This window comes from Mesorhizobium sp. P2_C5_2 (assembly GCF_056404535.1).
Window position 1 is genome coordinate 1 of record NZ_JBFUDV010000001.1, and the last position, 16,749, is coordinate 16,749.

Annotated in this window: 17 protein-coding genes and 1 tRNA gene; 7 read left to right on the forward strand and 11 right to left on the reverse strand. The window is 63.3% G+C overall.

Annotation, left to right across the window (positions count from 1 at the left end; translation table 11 throughout):
- On the forward strand, positions 1-286 hold a 286-nt coding region (locus AC1D1B_RS00005; protein WP_477328716.1), incomplete at its 5' end, for an aminotransferase class I/II-fold pyridoxal phosphate-dependent enzyme.
- Positions 287-503: 217 nt separating this feature from the next.
- On the opposite strand, the gene AC1D1B_RS00010 is transcribed toward AC1D1B_RS00005, so the two are convergent.
- Positions 504-1,670 (reverse strand): pyridoxal phosphate-dependent aminotransferase, encoded by a 1,167-nt coding sequence (locus tag AC1D1B_RS00010; RefSeq protein ID WP_477328717.1) that lies wholly within the window; start codon positions 1,668-1,670, stop codon positions 504-506.
- A 104-nt stretch (positions 1,671-1,774) separates the two neighbouring features.
- Complete coding sequence (gene mscL / locus AC1D1B_RS00015) at positions 1,775-2,197, reverse strand: large conductance mechanosensitive channel protein MscL (protein ID WP_477328718.1); 423 nt, start codon at positions 2,195-2,197, stop codon at positions 1,775-1,777.
- A 250-nt stretch (positions 2,198-2,447) separates the two neighbouring features.
- On the opposite strand from mscL, the gene AC1D1B_RS00020 reads away from it, so the two are divergent.
- Positions 2,448-5,930, forward strand: a complete 3,483-nt coding sequence (locus AC1D1B_RS00020; protein ID WP_477328719.1) for a PAS domain-containing hybrid sensor histidine kinase/response regulator — start codon at positions 2,448-2,450, stop codon at positions 5,928-5,930.
- Positions 5,931-5,937: 7 nt separating this feature from the next.
- Here the strand turns inward: AC1D1B_RS00020 and AC1D1B_RS00025 are convergent, their stop codons facing one another.
- Positions 5,938-6,570: a TetR/AcrR family transcriptional regulator gene (locus tag AC1D1B_RS00025; RefSeq protein WP_477330477.1), complete on the reverse strand. Its 633-nt coding sequence runs from the start codon at positions 6,568-6,570 to the stop codon at positions 5,938-5,940.
- A gap of 94 nt (positions 6,571-6,664) precedes the next feature.
- On the opposite strand from AC1D1B_RS00025, the gene AC1D1B_RS00030 reads away from it, so the two are divergent.
- The gene (locus tag AC1D1B_RS00030) at positions 6,665-7,315 is read left to right on the forward strand and encodes an O-methyltransferase (RefSeq protein WP_477328720.1); all 651 of its coding nucleotides are present in this window, start codon (positions 6,665-6,667) and stop codon (positions 7,313-7,315) included.
- Positions 7,316-7,368: 53 nt separating this feature from the next.
- On the opposite strand, the gene AC1D1B_RS00035 is transcribed toward AC1D1B_RS00030, so the two are convergent.
- The gene (locus tag AC1D1B_RS00035; protein ID WP_477328721.1) at positions 7,369-8,028 is read right to left on the reverse strand and encodes a response regulator transcription factor; all 660 of its coding nucleotides are present in this window, start codon (positions 8,026-8,028) and stop codon (positions 7,369-7,371) included.
- Positions 8,029-8,129: 101 nt separating this feature from the next.
- Entirely contained in the window at positions 8,130-8,564 is a 435-nt protein-coding gene (locus AC1D1B_RS00040; RefSeq protein ID WP_477328722.1) for a hypothetical protein, read from the reverse strand.
- 105 nt (positions 8,565-8,669) lie between these two features.
- On the opposite strand from AC1D1B_RS00040, the gene AC1D1B_RS00045 reads away from it, so the two are divergent.
- Positions 8,670-9,020, forward strand: a complete 351-nt coding sequence (locus tag AC1D1B_RS00045; RefSeq protein ID WP_477328723.1) for a DUF952 domain-containing protein — start codon at positions 8,670-8,672, stop codon at positions 9,018-9,020.
- Entirely contained in the window at positions 9,017-10,087 is a 1,071-nt protein-coding gene (locus tag AC1D1B_RS00050; RefSeq protein ID WP_477328724.1) for a quinone-dependent dihydroorotate dehydrogenase, read from the forward strand. The genes AC1D1B_RS00045 and AC1D1B_RS00050 overlap by 4 nt, the downstream gene beginning before the upstream one ends.
- A 27-nt stretch (positions 10,088-10,114) precedes the next feature.
- Here AC1D1B_RS00050 and AC1D1B_RS00055 read toward each other — a convergent pair whose 3' ends face one another.
- Together AC1D1B_RS00055 and AC1D1B_RS00060 are read right to left on the reverse strand one after the other, a co-directional pair.
- Positions 10,115-10,279 carry a hypothetical protein gene (locus tag AC1D1B_RS00055; RefSeq protein WP_477328725.1) on the reverse strand — a complete coding sequence of 55 codons (165 nt, stop codon included), beginning with the start codon at positions 10,277-10,279 and terminating at the stop codon, positions 10,115-10,117.
- 88 nt (positions 10,280-10,367) lie between these two features.
- Entirely contained in the window at positions 10,368-11,705 is a 1,338-nt protein-coding gene (locus AC1D1B_RS00060; protein WP_477330479.1) for an MATE family efflux transporter, read from the reverse strand.
- Between the two features lie 130 nt (positions 11,706-11,835).
- Here AC1D1B_RS00060 and AC1D1B_RS00065 point away from each other — a divergent pair, with 130 nt between their 5' ends.
- Positions 11,836-12,783, forward strand: a complete 948-nt coding sequence (locus AC1D1B_RS00065) for a histone deacetylase family protein (RefSeq protein ID WP_477328726.1) — start codon at positions 11,836-11,838, stop codon at positions 12,781-12,783.
- Here AC1D1B_RS00065 and AC1D1B_RS00070 read toward each other — a convergent pair.
- Together AC1D1B_RS00070 and AC1D1B_RS00075 are read right to left on the reverse strand one after the other, a co-directional pair.
- The gene (locus AC1D1B_RS00070; RefSeq protein ID WP_181056239.1) at positions 12,749-13,012 is read right to left on the reverse strand and encodes a DUF6460 domain-containing protein; all 264 of its coding nucleotides are present in this window, start codon (positions 13,010-13,012) and stop codon (positions 12,749-12,751) included. The genes AC1D1B_RS00065 and AC1D1B_RS00070 overlap by 35 nt on opposite strands.
- Before the next feature lie 188 nt (positions 13,013-13,200).
- Positions 13,201-14,031 carry a hypothetical protein gene (locus tag AC1D1B_RS00075; protein ID WP_477328727.1) on the reverse strand — a complete coding sequence of 277 codons (831 nt, stop codon included), beginning with the start codon at positions 14,029-14,031 and terminating at the stop codon, positions 13,201-13,203.
- Positions 14,032-14,492: 461 nt separating this feature from the next.
- On the opposite strand from AC1D1B_RS00075, the gene AC1D1B_RS00080 reads away from it, so the two are divergent.
- A tRNA-Gly gene (locus AC1D1B_RS00080) sits at positions 14,493-14,566 on the forward strand.
- A gap of 71 nt (positions 14,567-14,637) precedes the next feature.
- Here the strand turns inward: AC1D1B_RS00080 and AC1D1B_RS00085 are convergent.
- Together AC1D1B_RS00085 and AC1D1B_RS00090 are read right to left on the reverse strand one after the other, a co-directional pair.
- Positions 14,638-15,090, reverse strand: a complete 453-nt coding sequence (locus AC1D1B_RS00085; RefSeq protein WP_477328728.1) for a hypothetical protein — start codon at positions 15,088-15,090, stop codon at positions 14,638-14,640.
- A 405-nt stretch (positions 15,091-15,495) separates the two neighbouring features.
- Positions 15,496-16,503, reverse strand: coding sequence for a LysR family transcriptional regulator (locus AC1D1B_RS00090; protein WP_181056835.1), 1,008 nt, complete (start codon positions 16,501-16,503; stop codon positions 15,496-15,498).
- Positions 16,504-16,749: the final 246 nt, after the last annotated feature.

A 16,749-nucleotide genomic window follows, 5' to 3' on the forward strand; every position in this document is an offset into this window, starting at 1 on the left:
GGTGCTGGTCGGTGACCCCGAACTTTGCAAGATGGCCAGCGACCGCCTGCTAGGCGTGCACGGCATCTACATCCAGCCGATCAACTACCCGACCGTGCCGCGCGGCACCGAGCGGCTGCGCATCACGCCGACGCCGTTCCATACCGATGCGTTGATTGCGGGACTGCAGGACGCGCTGGTCGAGACCTGGGATGCGCTCGGCATTCCCTACGGCTCCGCCGGACGGCCTTCCGTGGCCAAGAGCGACCGGATCGTTCCACTGCTGGTGCCGAAGTCGGGCGGCTGAAGCCCGTTTGAAACCCTACTCCGGCGGCCATCTGGTGCGGTTTTCTGCGCTTCCGGCCTTCGCCGGCCGAAGCACTCATGAGTAGCTAGCAGTTCAGGCTACGGCCAGCGTAGGCCGGTGCTCACGGACCCAAATGTCCGCTGCGCTCCGGTTCTAGAAACCCACACCCGCTGACTCACCGGAGCTAGTTTCAATTCGGGCTTCTTCGGCGGTTTGGCTAAACAGTCTTCATCCACTTCGCCAGCCGGTGCGCGGCTTCCTCGAGCTGATCGAGGCGGCGGTGGAAGCACAGCCGCAAAAACGCTTCGCCGCCTGGGCCGAAGGCGGTGCCGGGGGCCAGGCCGACATTGGCCTTGTCGACGATGTCGAATGCGGCCCGGCGCGGATCTGTGATGCCGTCTACCGTGAAGAACAGGTAGAACGCGCCTTGCGGCACGGTGAAGCGCGCCTTGCCGGTGGTGCCGATTATGTCGCAGACGAGGTCGCGTGCCTTCCTGGCCCGCTCCACCTGCTCGACGATGAAGGCGTCGCCGTGGTCGAGGGCGGCGACGGCTCCGCGCTGCATGAACTGGGCGACACCCGAGGTCGAATACTGGATCAGGTTTTCGAACACCTGCTGCAGCTCGGGATGGGTCTTGATCCAGCCGATGCGCCAGCCGGTCATCGCCCAGTTCTTGGAAAAACTATTGACGAACAGGATGCGGTCTTCCGCGGTCGCGATGTCGAGGAAGGACGGCACGCGGCCATGGCCGTAATGGAACAGCGCATAAATCTCGTCGGCGATGATCCACAGGCCCTTTTCGCGGGCGAGGTTCAGGATCGCCTGAAGCGTTTCCCGGTCGGCGGTCCAGCCGGTTGGGTTGGAGGGCGTGTTGACGAACAGCGCCTTGGTGCGCGGCGTGACCGCGGCAGCGATCTTGTCGACATCGCAGGACCAGCCATTGCCCGACTGATCTAGCGTGACCGCCACCGGAGTAGCGCCAGAAACACCGGCGGCGGCGGCGAAATTCGGCCAGGCCGGCGACAGATAGATGACCTCGTCGCCACTGCCGGCGACAGCGGCGAGCGCCAGCTGGATGGCATGCATGCCGGATCCGGTGGCGATGAATTCTTCCTCGGCGAAATTCTTGCCGAAATGCCTTGCATAGTAGCGGGAGAGCGCTTGCCTGAGCTCCGGAATGCCCTTCTGCCAGGTGTAGAAGGTCTCGCCATTGGCCAGCCCCTTTGTGGCGGCTTCCGAGATGAAGGCAGGCGTCGGCAAATCGCCTTCACCGGCCCAGAGCGGGATCATGCCCTCGCGTGTGCGGCCGTAGTTGACGACAGCGACAATGCCGCTTTCGGGTGCGGCCACGGCCTCGGGGCGCAAGCTATCGATCAGGGTCATGGACAGGTCCGTTTTGATATCAAGCCAGTGCTCTTAGCAGATGCGACAACAGAAAACCCCGGCCGCGAACGACCGGGGTTTTGGTCCAAGGACCTGCCTTGGGACTATTTCTTGGCGAGGAGATCGCGAATTTGCGTCAACAGCGCAATGTCGGCTGGTGGCGGCGCGGCCGCCGGTGCCGGCTTCTCGGCCTCAAGCCGCTTGCGCAGATTGTTCACCGCCTTGACCATCAGGAAGATGATGAAGGCGAGGATAATGAAATTCAGCGCCACGGTGATGAAGCTGCCATAGGCGAACACCGCACCCTGCTTCTTGGCTTCGACCAGCGAGGTCGCGTTGACAGCCGAGGAAAGCCCGACGAAATAGTTGTTGAAGTCCAGCCCGCCGAAGATCGCCCCCACAATCGGCATGATGATGTCATTGACAAGAGAATCGACGATCTTGCCGAAGGCAGCGCCGATGATGACGCCGACGGCCAAGTCCATCACATTGCCCTTGGAAATGAATTCCTGGAACTCTTTCAGCATTCGACCCTCTTCTCATGGCAGGCCGCGCTGCCGCCGTCCTCCGGCGCCGGCCCGCGCATACCATAACAAGAACCTGCGGTTGCAACAGAAGCAAAAGCGGGAAAACACCGCTTTCTCCTTACCTCAGGTCATGGCTCGACGGGCGACATGCAGCCGCCATGCGCCGAAAGCCGCGATGGACTCGACCCCAAAGCTGTGATTGCGTCTGGGGCGCGCCGGGCGAATACCGGCCAGGGAGGACTTTCGGGCCGTGCAGGGCTGGTTCATCGTCATCATCGCCATCGCCTATGTGACGCTGCTGTTCGCTATCGCCAGCCTCGGCGACCGGCGTTCGGCGGTATCGGGCCCCGGCCGTGCCCGGCCGTTCATCTACGCGCTCAGCCTCGCCATCTATTGCACCTCCTGGACCTTCTTTGGCTCGGTCGGCCTGTCGTCCGAGCGCGGCCTCGAATTTTTGGGTATCTATACCGGCCCCGTGCTGGTGTTCGTGTTCGGCTTTCCGCTGCTCAACCGCATCGTGCGGCTGGCCAAGAGCGAGAAGATCACCTCGATCGCCGACTTCCTCGGCGCGCGCTACGGCAAGAGTTTTGCCGTCTCGGCGATCGCCACGCTGATCGCCACCATCGGCGCAGTGCCGTATATCGCGCTGCAGTTGAAGGCGATTTCCGGTTCGGTCGGCCTGATGGTCGAGCACTATACGGGATCGCCGCCGTCCTTCGATCCGTTTGTCAGCGACATCTCGCTGGTCGTGGCCATGCTTCTGGCGCTGTTTGCGGTGCTGTTCGGCACCCGCCACGCCGACGCCACCGAGCACCAGGACGGACTGGTGCTGGCCGTGGCGGTCGAAACCGTGGTCAAGCTCGCCGCCTTCCTGGCGATCGGCCTGATGGTCACCTTCCTGATCTTCGGCGGCCCGGGCGATATGATCGACAAGCTCGCGCAGAACAACCAGGTGCGGCACGCCATGGGCTACAACACCTCGCTCGCCACCTGGCTGGTGCTGACCTGTTTGAGCGGCTTTGCCATCATCATGCTGCCGCGCCAGTTCTATGTCACCATCGTCGAGAACCGCGGCGAGGCTGAGCTGCGCACAGCGACCTGGGTGTTTCCGCTCTATCTCGTGGCGATCAACCTGTTCGTGCTGCCGATTGCCTTCGCCGGCCTGTCGCTGGTCGGCACTAGGACCAGCAGCGACCTCTATGTGTTGTCGCTGCCGCTGTTCAGCGGCCATGACGTGCTTGCCATGGCAGCCTTCATCGGCGGCCTGTCAGCTGCGACCGCCATGGTGATCGTCGAAAGCGTGGCGCTGTCGATCATGATCTCGAACGATCTCGTCATCCCGCTTTTCGTGCGCCGCCTGCTCAAGACCACGACCTCGGAAAATGAGGACTGGTCGACGCTGATCCTCAATGTGCGGCGCGGCGCGATCTTCATCCTCTTGTTCATCGCCTTCCTCTACTACCGCGAAAGCACCAACGCGGTGCGGCTATCGTCGATCGGCCTGATGTCGTTCGCGGCCATCGCCCAGTTTGCGCCGGCACTGATCGGCGGGCTGATCTGGCGCGGCGCCAATGGCAGGGGTGCAGCACTTGGCATGGTCGCCGGCATCCTCGTCTGGGGCTACACGCTGCTTTTGCCGTCGCTATCCGCGCCCGATGCCGCCATCGTGGTGCAGGGCCTGTTCAGCTTCGAGGCGCTGCGGCCGCAGGCTTTGTTCGGCACTGTCGCCGAGCCGTTGAACCACGGCGTGCTGTGGAGCCTGTCGGTCAACACGCTGTTTTTTGTCCTCGGCTCACTGTCGCGCGCGTCGGTACCACTGGAGCGCATCCAGGCCTCGATCTTCGTGCCGCGCGAGGCCAGCCCGATGCCCAGCCTGCGCCGCTTCCGCACCGCCATCACCGTCAACGTGCTGAAGGACACCATTTCGCGCTATCTCGGCGTCGAGCGTACCGAGCGCTCCTTCCAATCCTTCGAGAAAAGCACCGGCGTCTCGCTGCACGGCAATGAGCAGGCCAGCATGGACGTCATCCGCTTTTCCGAGCAGCTGCTGGCGAGCGCGGTCGGTTCGTCCTCGGCCCGGTTGATCCTGTCACTCTTGTTTCGCCGCAACGACCGCGAATCCAAGGATGCCTTCCGCCTGCTCGACGATGCCACCGAGGCGCTGCAGCACAATCGTGACCTGTTGCAGATCGCGCTCGACCAGATGGAACAGGGCATCACCGTTTTCGACCGGGATTTCCGCCTGATCTGCTGGAACAGGCAATATCGCGCGCTGTTCGACCTGCCCGACGAGATGGGTCAGGTCGGCGTCTCCCTCGACCGCATCCTGCGTCACCTCGCCGAGCGCGGCGATATTCCGGCCGACCAGCGCGTCGCGATGCTCAACCGGCTGACCAGCTTCGTCAGCCCATGGCAGATGGAATTGAAGACAAGCGGCCGTATCCTTGAGTTGCGCTCCAACCCGATGCCGGACGGCGGCATCGTCGCCACCTATGCCGACATTTCGGGACGCGTCGAACAGGATCTGGCGCTGAAGCGGGCCAATGAATCGCTGGAGCAGCGGGTCAAGACGCGCACCATCGAACTGACGCGCGTCAATGAGGAGCTGGCGCAGGCGCAGATGCTGGCCGAGGAGGCCAATCTCGGCAAGACGCGCTTCCTCGCCGCCGCCGGCCACGACATCCTGCAGCCGCTCAACGCCGCCCGACTCTACTGCTCGTCACTGATCGAAAAGGTCGGCAAGGGCCCGGCTGGCAAGGCCGCCGTCAACATCGAATCCTCGTTGGAATCGGTCGAGACGATCCTGGGCGCCGTGCTCGACATTTCGCGTCTCGATGCCGGCGCCATGAAGCCCGACGACAGCGCCTTCCGGCTGGACGGGCTGCTGCGCCAGATCGGCAACGATTTTCAGCCGCTCGCCGCCGAAAAGAAGCTCGAGCTGACGATCATGGCCTCGTCGCTCAGCGTGATGACGGACCGCAATCTGCTGCGCCGGCTGATCCAGAACCTGGTCTCCAACGCCATCAAATACACGCGCCATGGCCGCATCCTCGTCGGCGTGCGGCGGCGCGGGGAGCTCGCCGAAGTCCAGGTGATCGACACCGGCATCGGTATTGCCGGCGACAAGCTGAACACGGTCTTCAACGAGTTCACCCGGCTTGATGAAGGCGTGCGCGAGGCCGAAGGCCTCGGCCTCGGCCTCTCCATCGTCGACCGCATCGCCCGCGTCCTGCGGCTCGAAATCCGGATCTTTTCCAACCCCGGCAAAGGCACGCGCTTTTCCGTCATCCTGCCGGTTGCGGCGGTTGAAGCGCCGCGGCGCGAGGTCGAGCCGAAGGCGCCTTCTCGCACCGCGAACTCGCTGGCCGACTTGCGTGTCATGTGCATCGACAATGACGCCCGCATCCTCGACGGCATGCGGCTTTTGCTCGAAGGCTGGGGCTGCAGCGTCGGCACGTTTTCCGGCTCAGAGGATTTCGCCAGGGCCGATCGTCCCGACATCGTGCTTGCCGACTTTCATCTCGACGGCAGGAGCGGCCTCGATGTGATTGCGCGGCTGCGTGAGATCCATGGCCGGGACCTGTCCGCGGTGCTGGTCACCGCCGATCGCTCCACCGAGGTCCGCGCCGCTGCCGCCGCCATCGACGTGCCGGTGATCAACAAGCCGCTGAAGCCGGCGGTGTTGCGCTCGATGATGGCCAGGGTCAGGCCGCTGGCATCGGCGGCCGAGTAACGCTGCTTCAGCGGTGGCCGAGGCTTGTGAGGTAGGCGCAGAACATATCGGCCATGGCATCGGCGTAGACCTCGATCTCCGCGTCGGTACGAGGACTGCCTGAAAAATCCTTGCCCACCGCGCTCAGCGTCGCGCCGATGAGGCCACCGGCCAGTGCACGGACGGCTTCCGGGACCTCAGGCAAGGCTTCACGCAAGAAGCTCTGAATCGTGCGCTCGCCAGCGTCCCTGGCCTCATGCGCCTCGGGCGCGTCGCGGCAGAGCGGGGCGGCGTCATTGAGCGCCCCGCGCACGGCAGCTTCCTCGCACTCCGAGCGGATGAAGGCGTGCACCAGTCTGCGCAGCCGCTCGAGCGGTGGCCGCTGGTCGTCTTCGAGAATGGTGCGCAGCAGGCCGCCCGTCTGTTGCCACTCATCGCTCTGCAGCCGGAACAGAAGTGCGGCCTTGTTGGGAAAATACTGGTACAGCGAGCCAACGCTGACGCCGGCCCTTTCAGCCACGCGCGTGGTGGTGAAACGCTGCGCGCCTTCGCTCGCCAGAACCTGAACAGCAGCCTCCAAAATCGCCGAAATAAGCTCGACCGCGCGAGCCTGATTGGGCTGTTTTCGCGAGGAAATAGAATGGCTTGGACGTTCGGTCATGGTGCTGCCCGGCAATGCGAATTGGAAACCTGAAGGATTATTCGTATTTTCAGCACGACACAAGAACGCAGCCATTTTCGGCAGGAGACTTTTCATGACTACCCTCACCAGCGCACCACTCGCACCACTGCTCGCCCGCCTGTTCAAGGAGGCGGAAGCAGCGACGAGCCCCGCAAGCTTCTCGCGCGACGAGCGGGAACGCCTGCTCAGCAGCAAGACCGAATATGTCGATTTCTACGGACGGCTGAAGGACCTGTGGCTCGCGGTTTCGCCGGAGACCGGCACGCTGCTCTACATGCTGGCGCGCAGCAGCGGCGCCCGCGTCATCATCGAATTCGGCACCTCGTTCGGCATCTCGGCGCTCTATCTCGCCGCCGCACTCAGGGACAATGGCGGCGGCCGTCTGATCACCACCGAGTTCGAACCGTCCAAGGTGATGCGGGCCAAGGCCAATCTGACCGAAGGTGGCCTCATCGATCTGGTGGAAGTCCGCGAGGGCGATGCGTTGCAGACGCTGAGCACCGATCTTCCCGAGACGATCGATCTCCTGCTGCTCGACGGCGCCAAGGCGATCTACCCGGAGATATTGAGCCTGGTCGAAAGCCGGCTCAGGCCCGGCGCGCTGGTGATTGCCGACAATGCAGATTTCAGCCCCGAATATCTGGAGCGCGTGCGCTCCCCGGCATCGGGCTACATGTCGACGCCTTTCGGCGATGACGTCGAACTGTCGGTGCGGCTGGGCTAAAGCTACCGGCGGATTGGTTGGCGGCAACCGAGCAGAGCTGAGTGCCTCCGGCCTCAGCTCACCGGCTGCAGCGGATCGCTGCCGATCTTGGACAGCTGGATCACCGCCTGGGTGCGACTGTCGACGCCGAGTTTCTGCAGGATGGCCGAGACATGCGCCTTGATCGTCGCTTCGGAGACGCTGAGCTCGTAGGCGATCTGCTTGTTGAGCAGGCCTTCGGCGAGCATGCCGAGCACGCGGGTCTGCTGCGGCGTCAGCGCCTGCAGCCGTTTGATCAGGTCAGATATTTCGGGGTCGCGCTCGACGCCGAGATCGATGCCGACGGGTGCTGCGATGTCGCCGGCCAGCACCGTCTGCACAGCGCTGCGGATCTCCTCCATGCTGGCCGATTTGGAGATGAAGCCGGAGGCGCCGAGATCGAGCGCGCGCCTTATCGTCACCGGGTCATCATGCGCCGACACCACCACCAGCGGCACCGCCGGGTGGATGCCGCGCAGCGAAATCAGGCCGGACAGGCCGCTGGCGCCTGGCATTGACAGGTCGAGCAACACTAGGTCGACATCCTCGTTGGCCACAACCAGCGCCTTGGCGCTTTCGAAATCGCCGGCCTCGTGAATGGCGGCGACGTCGCCAACGCCGGCAAGCGCCTCTTTCAGCGCACCGCGAAAAAGCGGATGGTCGTCGGCGATGACGAAGGTGTAGCCCGACGGCAAATGTTCCTCCCCAAATCCCGTTGTTGATTAGCGGCTTTTGCGGGACCGGACGATTATGCGGCGAAGCGTTCTGTTTTCAAGCGGCAATGGCCGGATGCGGCTCAGGTCTTTTGCGAATTGAGCTTGGCGCCGTCGCCATTATCCTTGTCCATCTCCTTGACGATGCCCATGAAGCCACGCATGAACCGCTCCATGTAGTTCATCGTCTTGTCGAAATCCTCCTCGCTCGGCAATTTCGATTCGAGGCGGGCGGACAGCGAATTCTCCAGCTTGGTGACGCGTTCGTCCATGGCCTTCATCGAGGCCTGCAAACGGTCGACTTCATCCTGGAAGGCGGCGCGTTCGTCAGCCGCCATCTTGCAGACGAGCTGGCCGGAACGTTCCTCACAGATCGACATGGCGCCGGTCTGGGTGTCCATGCGGACATAGCCATTGGCCGATTTTTCCAGCCGGTAGTGATCGGTCTCCTCCGACCAGGCCGATGCCGCGACCAGCGAGACCAGTGCGGCGGGGATCAGTATGTGCTGCAGACGCATGTTCCATCCTCCACGAGCCAGTGTACGCAACCTATCACAGCTTTGCGCCGTAAATGCGGACGAGTTGCCCTTCCCCGCATGAGCCATCCGGATTATAGCGCAACAATGTCTCAGATTATCTACAAGATCGCGCCCGAAGCGCTTTGGCGCGAGGCCGAGAAAACCGGCCGCTTCACCGGCGCTCCGATCGACATCGCCGATGGCTTCATCCATTTCTCCACCGCAGAACAGGCTAGGGAAACGGCGGCAAAGCATTTCGCCGGCCAGACGGATCTGGTGCTGGTCGCCATCGACGGAGCCCGGCTGGGCGAAGCGCTGAAATACGAGGTCTCGCGCGGTGGCGCGCTGTTTCCGCATCTCTATGGCGTGCTCGACATGAACGCCGTGCTGTGGGTGCGGCCATTGCCGCTCGGCGTCGATGGCGCACATCAATTCCCGGCGCTGGAGGCCGAATGAGCGTGCTCGACCGGATTGGCCAGAAACTGCTGTTCAGCTTCGATCCGGAAACGGCGCATGGCATGTCGATCGCCGCACTGCGATGCGGCCTGCCGGTCGGAGCGCGGGCAGTACGCGACGACAGGCTGAAGCTCAGCCTCTACGGACTCGATTTTCCCAACCCGCTCGGCATGGCCGCCGGCTATGACAAGAATGCCGAGGTGCCGGATGCGCTGCTTGGCCTCGGCTTCGGCTTCGCCGAAATCGGTACCGTGACGCCGCTGCCGCAGGCCGGCAATCCGAAGCCGCGCATCTTCCGGCTGACGGCGGACGATGCGGTGATCAACCGGCTGGGTTTCAACAATGAGGGCCACGAGGCGGCTGAGAAACGCCTGGCCGCGCGCAAGGGGCGCGGCGGCATCGTCGGCGTTAACATCGGCGCCAACAAGGACAGCGCCGACCGCATCGGCGACTATGAATTGGGCGTCTCGCGCTTTGCGAAATATGCCAGCTATCTCACGGTCAATATCTCGTCGCCGAACACGCCCGGCCTGCGCACCATGCAGGCGCGCGAACAGCTCGCCGAACTTTTGGCGCGCGTTATTGCTGCGCGTGCGGCAGCTTCGGCAAAACCGCCGATCTTCCTCAAGATTGCGCCTGACCTGGTCGAGGCAGAGCTGGAGGACATCGCTGCCGAGGTGACCGAGAAGCAGATCGACGGCGTCATCGTCTCCAACACGACGCTGGCGCGGACCGGATTGCACAGTACGACCGGCGAGACCGGCGGTCTGTCGGGAAAACCGCTGTTCGAGCGCTCTACCATCGTGCTGGCCAAGATGCGCAAGCTGCTTGGTCCCGAGCGCGCCATTATCGGCGTCGGCGGCGTCGATTCTGCCGAGACAGCGCTGGAAAAGATCCGCGCCGGCGCGGATCTCGTTCAGCTCTACACCGGCATGATCTATGCCGGGCCGGCGCTGCCGGGCCGCATCCTCGAAGGCATGGTCCACTTCGTCGAACGGGAGCGGCTCAAATCCATTCGCGATCTGCGGGGGAGCCGACACGACTTCTGGGCGTCGAAGCAACTCTGAATCGCTGTGAAGCGTCTCGGTTCATCGTCAACTGCGATTGGCGGTCCGTTCACAGATGGCGCCGCCGAGGGCAGGCAACACCCCGAAAAGAAGCAACTGCGGAGTTCCGCCGATGCCGAAAATTGCCGCGAGAATGAACGCCGCGACCAGCCCCAGCGCCGCACCCAAAATATATGGCAAGTAACCTCGCACAAGCTTCTCCCGAACAATTGGTGTGTCCGCAAGACGTAGGGCAATCGGCTGGGAGTGCAAGCGCGTCGACGTTGACCCGGGACTCGCGCTAAAAAGCCGTGGGCAGCCTGAGCCGCAGGATCGCTAGCAGGCTGAAGCCGCGCACCAGCAGGAAGACGTGCAGCGCCGCCCACAGGCCGTGATTGCCGAGGGACGGCGCCAAGGTGAACAATGCGGCGCTGAAGGCCAGGAAAGACACCAGCATCATGTTGCGCATATCGCGCGACCAGGTTGCGCCGATGAAGACGCCGTCCATCTGGAAGGCCAGCACGCCACTGAGCGGCGTCAGCGCCGCCCATGGCAGATAGATGTCGGCAACAGCGCGGACGTCCTGCGACGTGGTGATCAAAGAGACCAGGCCGGTGCCGCCGAGCCAGAAGATCAGTGTCGCGGTGCCTGCGAGGCCGAACCCCCAGAACAGGGTCAGGCGCACCGCCCGGCGGAACGAAGTTTCGGCGCGCGCGCCAATGGCGCGTCCCGCCAACTGTTCGGCCGCAGTGGCGAAACCGTCGAGGAAATAGCCGGCGATGAGGAAGAAGTTCATCAGCACGGCATTGGCGGCCAGCGTCAGCGTGCCGAACTGCGCGCCCTGGCGGGTAAACAGCGCGAAGGCGGTAAGCAGCGAGAAGGAGCGGATCATGATGTCGCGGTTGAGCGACAGCATGCGCAGGAAGGCGGCCATGTCGAGCAGGCGATGCCGCGGCAGGCGGGGTGCGGCCCGGAACCGCCAGACAATGATGGCGAGCCCCAGCAGCATGGCCAGCAATTCGCCGGTGACGGTCGCCCAGGCGACGCCGGCAACGCCCCAACCGAGCTTCAGGCCGAGCAGGATGCAGAGTACGATGTTGATGCCATTGAGCACCGCCTGCAGCATCAGCCCAAGCCCGCCCTCGCCGCGCCCCAGCACATAGCCGAGGATGGCGTAGTTGATCAGCGCGAAGGGGGCGGCGAGCATCCTGATGCGGATGTAGACGCCCATGGCATCGCTGACGCGCGGTTCGGCGCCGATGAATTTCTGGCCCGCTATGGCGATCAGCGGCGCAAGGGCGACAAGCACGATGCCGGCGGCGACAGCGATCAGCACGGCGCGCCAGAACACCGCCTGCTCCTCGGTTTCGTCGCCGCGCCCGAATGCCTGGGCGACGAGACCTGTGGTGCCGGAGCGCAGGAAATTGAAAGTGTTGAAGACGACGTCGAAGACCAGCGCGCCGGCTGCAAGGCCGCCGAGCAGGGCCGCATCGCCGAACTGCCCAACCACCGCCGTGTCGACGATGCCGAGCAGCGGCGTCGTCAGATAGGCGAGCGTCATCGGCACGGCGATGGCAAGCACCGAACGGTTGGTGACGGCGAAGGGCTTCGCGTCGGCTGGGGTTGCACCCGTGTCCAGGGGATTGCTGCCTTGCTGATTGCGGCTTGATCGAACAGCCGATGTGCCCCATTTTCCGGCCACCGCGCAATCACCCTTGCCGTGACGGCCAACCAAATCTTCGGTCTGGCAAGTTCGCCGGATCCAGCCCATGCCCCTGCAGATCGTTCACCACCCCGACTACGATGCCGGCTTCGCCGTCAATCATCGCTTTCCGATGAGCAAATATCCGCTGCTGATGCAGGCCTTGCACATCAGGGGTCTGATCCACGCCGAGGCGCTGTCGATGCCCGAGCCGACGCCGGCCTCCTGGCTTAAGCTCGCCCATGCGGCTGATTATGTCGATCAGGTCATCACTTGCTCGGTGCCGGAAAAGATCGAACGCGAGATCGGCTTTCCCGTAGGCTCACGTGTTTCGCTCAGGGCGCAACTCGCCGCCGGCGGCACGGTGCTGGCGGCGAGACTGGCGCTTATCGATGGCATTGCCTGCAACACCGCCGGCGGCAGCCACCATGCGCGACGCGAACAAGGTGCGGGCTTCTGCACCTTCAACGATGTCGCCGTCGCTTCGCTGGTGCTGCTCGCCGAAGGTGCTGCCCAAAACATCCTGGTGGTCGATCTCGACGTGCATCAGGGTGACGGCACCGCGAACATTCTTAAAGACGAACCACGCGCGTTCACCTTCTCCATGCATGGCGAGCGGAATTATCCCGTGCGCAAGATCGCCTCCGATCTCGACGTCGCGCTGCCGGACGGCACCGGCGATGCCGCCTATCTCGAACGGCTGGGCGTCCTCCTGCCGGAGCTCTCGGCCAAGGCGCGCTGGGACATCGTCTTCTACAATGCCGGCGTCGACGTCCATGTCGAGGACCGGCTTGGCCGGCTGTCGCTCAGCGATGACGGCTTGCGCGCGCGCGACGCGATGGTGATCGGCCATTTCCGCGCGCTGGGCATTCCGGTCTGCGGCGTCATCGGCGGCGGCTACTCGACCGATGTGGCGGCACTGGCGGCGCGCCACGCCATCCTGTTCGAGGTGGCGGCGACCTTCACCCGAGGAACGAAAGTTACTTCCGGTAGTTGGCAATCCTCAAGAAGATGAAGACCGGCACGACAATCGCGGCCCCGAGCAGGATATAGCCGAGGAAGCGGTCGATGGCGTGGAAGCCGAGATTCCACAGATCGATGAAGAACTTTTGGACGCCGTAGAAGACGTCCATCGGCGTCCAGCCGAACGCATTCATCACCAGGCCGACGAGGAACGACACGACCAGGAGCTTGACGATCACCCTGACGGGCGAGTCGCCGAGAAAGCGCGTCAATGCGGACAAAGGCCTGCCTCCAGATTCGTGTGCCCAGATTCGGGGTACAGGCCCACGAATACGCACTTGGCCGCCCGGCATCAAGCCGGGGCGGCTTCGCAGTCGCCCGAGCACCGTGCAGCGGGGTATCCCTCCGACATATTGCGGACAGGGCTGTGAGGTCAGCCGTTGGGGTTAGACCTTCTCCAAATGCCACCCTAGCTCGCGCCGCCGAAGGGCAAGATGAAATTGGACCTATAGGTGTCCATCGTCGTGCCATTGCGATCTTCGTCGAACAGCGTCCTGCTGCCAAAGCTGGCGCGCAGACCGATCGTGTACTTGTTGGAGGTGTTGAAAGTTTCGGATTCGGCCGAGATTCGCTCGTATTGGTAGCGGCCGAACAGCGACCATGGCGTGCCTTCGAACCTATACGTGGCCTGGGCCGCAAGACTGACCGTATCGAAATCGGCAAAATCGAAGCCGACCCTGTTGAAGGCAACTTCGCCGTCGAACCTCAGGTTCGGCTGCACGAAATAGCGCGCAACACCGCGAACGCCCCACTCCGTCGGATTGTCGAAATCCACATCGGTCTTGCCATAGTAGGCTTGGCCATAGAGCGTCAGATTGCCGAAATAGACCTGTGCCTCAGGCCCGACTGTGTAGTCGTTTGCATCCGCAAAGCCGGTTCCGTAGCGTTTGTAGGTCGCCAACAGACCAACTGCGAAACGTTGCGGATCGCGGTAGTAGGCATGGACAGCGCCGCCGAGCCCATCGATAAAGTCGCCATCCTTCCAGATCCGGTCGTAGGTGCCGTCAAGCTGGACATTCCACTTCTCGGCGAACGGAATATTCACGCGCCCCGCACCGCCGCCGGCGTGGACGTCGGTGTCTTCCCCGAAAGTAGAAAGCTGCAGGCCACCGAGATAAATCTCGCCATAACCGGAAATGTGTGGCGCCGCCGGTTCCACGGCGATCGGCAGCACCGCATCAGCGGCGAAAGCGGCAGAGGTTGCGAACAGCGAAGCAGCAAGAATGGGCAGACGAAGCATGAAGTCCCCTCGATGATGGCATCGTCGTCGATGCCTAGTTTGAACTCTGCGTTGGCGTTGCCAACGGCAGGGTCGAGCGCCGCCGCAAACGTCCCCAACGGACCTGTCGAATCGGATCTCGGTTTCCGCTGTAGAGGCGCCGGATGCGCCGCGCATCCCCCGCGCGGGGGAAGCGCGGCTGGCTTGTCTGCCAGGGGACACGGTTGTCGAAGGCAGCGTTACATTCCGGCAACAGGCCTTTCGGTCGGCGGCGCGCCGGCCTCGGCCTCAACCTCGCCCACCAGATTGCCGGCCTGCATGACGGGACGATCCGGATTCTGAACGGTTCATGGCGCGGGTACGCATGGAACTGCCCGTGCGGCAGTGATGTTCCCGCCGGCGGGGTTTCCAACAGCCGTTTCCGAAGAGCTGTCCAAGGGCGATTGCCCGAAGCAGGCCCATCATGATATCGAGAGGCCGACGCGGGTATGATGTAATGGTAGCTTGTCAGCTTCCCAAGCTGAACGCGAGGGTTCGATTCCCTCTACCCGCTCCAGCAAAAATCGATGATTTAGACGGAGTTGGCCGGCGACCGCCCTGCCGCACGCCTGCGCATTGCGACCCTGTTCATGCCAGTACCTCGGCGCATATGGGAAGGTGCATTGCCACCTCATCGGCTTCCATCCGCATCAGGGTATGCGACAGGCCGCCGTGCTCGTCGATCCACTGCCGCACCCAATCGGGGTATTGCGAGAGCAGGTAGTTGGCAGCGACCGCGTTCTCACGGGCGCCGATGCCGTACGGCAGATGGAAGCCGAAGGATGCACGCGGGGTAACGCAAAGCTGCTCGACGGGCAGGGACAGGTAGAGCGTGCAGGCGCTGTCGCACGCCCCGTCAAAGTGCACTGGCTCGTCGGCGGCGCGCAGTTTGGCGACGTGCAAAGCGAAGGTCACGATCTGGCCACCGGGATTGCCGCTCACCGTCTCCGCCTTCGCGGGCAGCATCATCAGGACGGTGAAGAACCCAATCGCCATGGCCACCGTCCATCCAACCCATGCAGGCGGCAGATTGGTGGGCATTGCTGTTAACCTCGCGCTCGTCACATGACATCCACGCTACCATCAAGATGGTTAACAACAGGCTGCCTTTGAATTGTAGCCAGCGCTAATATAGATCGAGAGCGGCCTCTTCAACCGACGCAATCGCGACATTTGAGCACGTGAAGAAAGCTGTTTTCGGCGGCAACGGCCCAGGAATTGGTGAAGCTCGCTTCGAGAGGTACCCATCGGCCGCATAGCTGTGAGGGCCGGCGCACCAGTTGCCGGTTTCTCAGAGCCAGACGCGTGACCACTCGCGTCTGCGCCAGCAGCGGACGTGACGCCGGCCGTGGCGCCAATAGCGGTGGCAGACCCTTCTCCAGCCGTGCCTGCGATGATGGTGGTGGTGATGCCGGCGATGGGGAGGCCTGCTCCACTACGCCGCCATCATCCTACTTCCCGCAAAATGAAATCGTGCAGCATCTTGGCGGCCGGCGACAGCGCGCGGTTCTTCACCGTGATCAGGCTGTAGGGCCTGACCTCGATGTCGAACTCGGTCTGGACGACGTCGATGGCGCCGGCGAGACCGTCGGGGTTCTGGATGAATTTTGCCACCTGGATCGACACCGGGGCGATGGCGTCGGACTGGGCGACCATGACCAAAGTGAGCAGCAGCGAGCTGGTGTTGAGGATGCGGTCTGGCAGCGCGATGTTGCGGTTCAGGAAATTGCTTTCCATCGCCTGGCGCAGCGGCGAGCCGCCCGACTGGAAGACCCAGTCGTAGGCGGCCGTGTCCTCCAGCCGCACTGCCTTCCCAGTGCCAAGAGGATGGCCATTGCTCAGCGGATGACCGCGGCGCACGATCAGGCAGGCCTTCTCGACGCCGATGACGCGCGATTCGAACAGCCGCGGATTGAGGTCGTCGGGGATGCGGGCGATGATGAAATCATGGCGCGTGGCGATCAGTTCGCGCGCCAGCACATTCGACGTCTCGACCTGCATGGTGATCTCGATGCGCGGGTAGAGGCGGCGGATTTCGCGGATCGCCGGCACCGCGAGTTCGATCGCCGGCGCGGTGACCGCGCCAAGGAACACCGATCCGCCCTTGCCGGCCTTGAGCTCCGATATTTCGCGGTCGGCTTCGCGCATTTCGAGCAGGATCGAACGCGCGCGCCTTGCCAACGCCTTGCCGTAAGGTGTGAGCGTGATGCCGCGCGGTAGCCTTTCGCAGAGCTTCACTTCGAGCACCGCTTCCATCTCGGAAATCATGCGCGAGGCCGCCGGCTGCGAGATGTTCATCACCTGCGCCGCCGCGCTCACCCGACCGTGATCGTCCAGCGCCGCTATCATGCGCATGTGGCGCAGGCTCAGGCCGCTGCGCAGAAGTGTTTCGCCAGCGCCCGGCAGTTCATCGTAACTGTCTGAAATTCCGCGAGGATTGCCCAACGCCGCCATGATGTCTCCCACTCCAGCTACTGCTCCGACCCAGCTCTGTCATATACCGGTTTCGGTATAGCAACCACCGAAGATCGCATTTGACAGTTATGGCAAAGGGACACACCCTTCGCGCGTCCTCAAGACTTGACGGTCGATGACGAGCAAAATCGTATCGATTGAAATCAGGCGACTGAGGGCCGATTGGGAGGATACCGGAGATCGATATGACGGCGGCGGCGCTTTGGCGCATCCGCCCGACTGCGC

Bases quoted from the DNA above. Each gene is read 5' to 3' on its own strand.
- AC1D1B_RS00010 (WP_477328717.1), bottom strand. From the start codon at position 1,670: ATGACCCTGATCGATAGCTTGCGCCCCGAGGCCGTGGCCGCACCCGAA.
- mscL (WP_477328718.1), bottom strand. From the start codon at position 2,197: ATGCTGAAAGAGTTCCAGGAATTCATTTCCAAGGGCAATGTGATGGAC.
- AC1D1B_RS00025 (WP_477330477.1), bottom strand. From the start codon at position 6,570: ATGACCGAACGTCCAAGCCATTCTATTTCCTCGCGAAAACAGCCCAAT.
- AC1D1B_RS00030 (WP_477328720.1), top strand. From the start codon at position 6,665: ATGACTACCCTCACCAGCGCACCACTCGCACCACTGCTCGCCCGCCTG.
- AC1D1B_RS00040 (WP_477328722.1), bottom strand. From the start codon at position 8,564: ATGCGTCTGCAGCACATACTGATCCCCGCCGCACTGGTCTCGCTGGTC.
- AC1D1B_RS00045 (WP_477328723.1), top strand. From the start codon at position 8,670: ATGTCTCAGATTATCTACAAGATCGCGCCCGAAGCGCTTTGGCGCGAG.
- AC1D1B_RS00050 (WP_477328724.1), top strand. From the start codon at position 9,017: ATGAGCGTGCTCGACCGGATTGGCCAGAAACTGCTGTTCAGCTTCGAT.
- AC1D1B_RS00065 (WP_477328726.1), top strand. From the start codon at position 11,836: ATGCCCCTGCAGATCGTTCACCACCCCGACTACGATGCCGGCTTCGCC.
- AC1D1B_RS00075 (WP_477328727.1), bottom strand. From the start codon at position 14,031: ATGCTTCGTCTGCCCATTCTTGCTGCTTCGCTGTTCGCAACCTCTGCC.
- AC1D1B_RS00085 (WP_477328728.1), bottom strand. From the start codon at position 15,090: ATGCCCACCAATCTGCCGCCTGCATGGGTTGGATGGACGGTGGCCATG.
- AC1D1B_RS00090 (WP_181056835.1), bottom strand. From the start codon at position 16,503: ATGGCGGCGTTGGGCAATCCTCGCGGAATTTCAGACAGTTACGATGAA.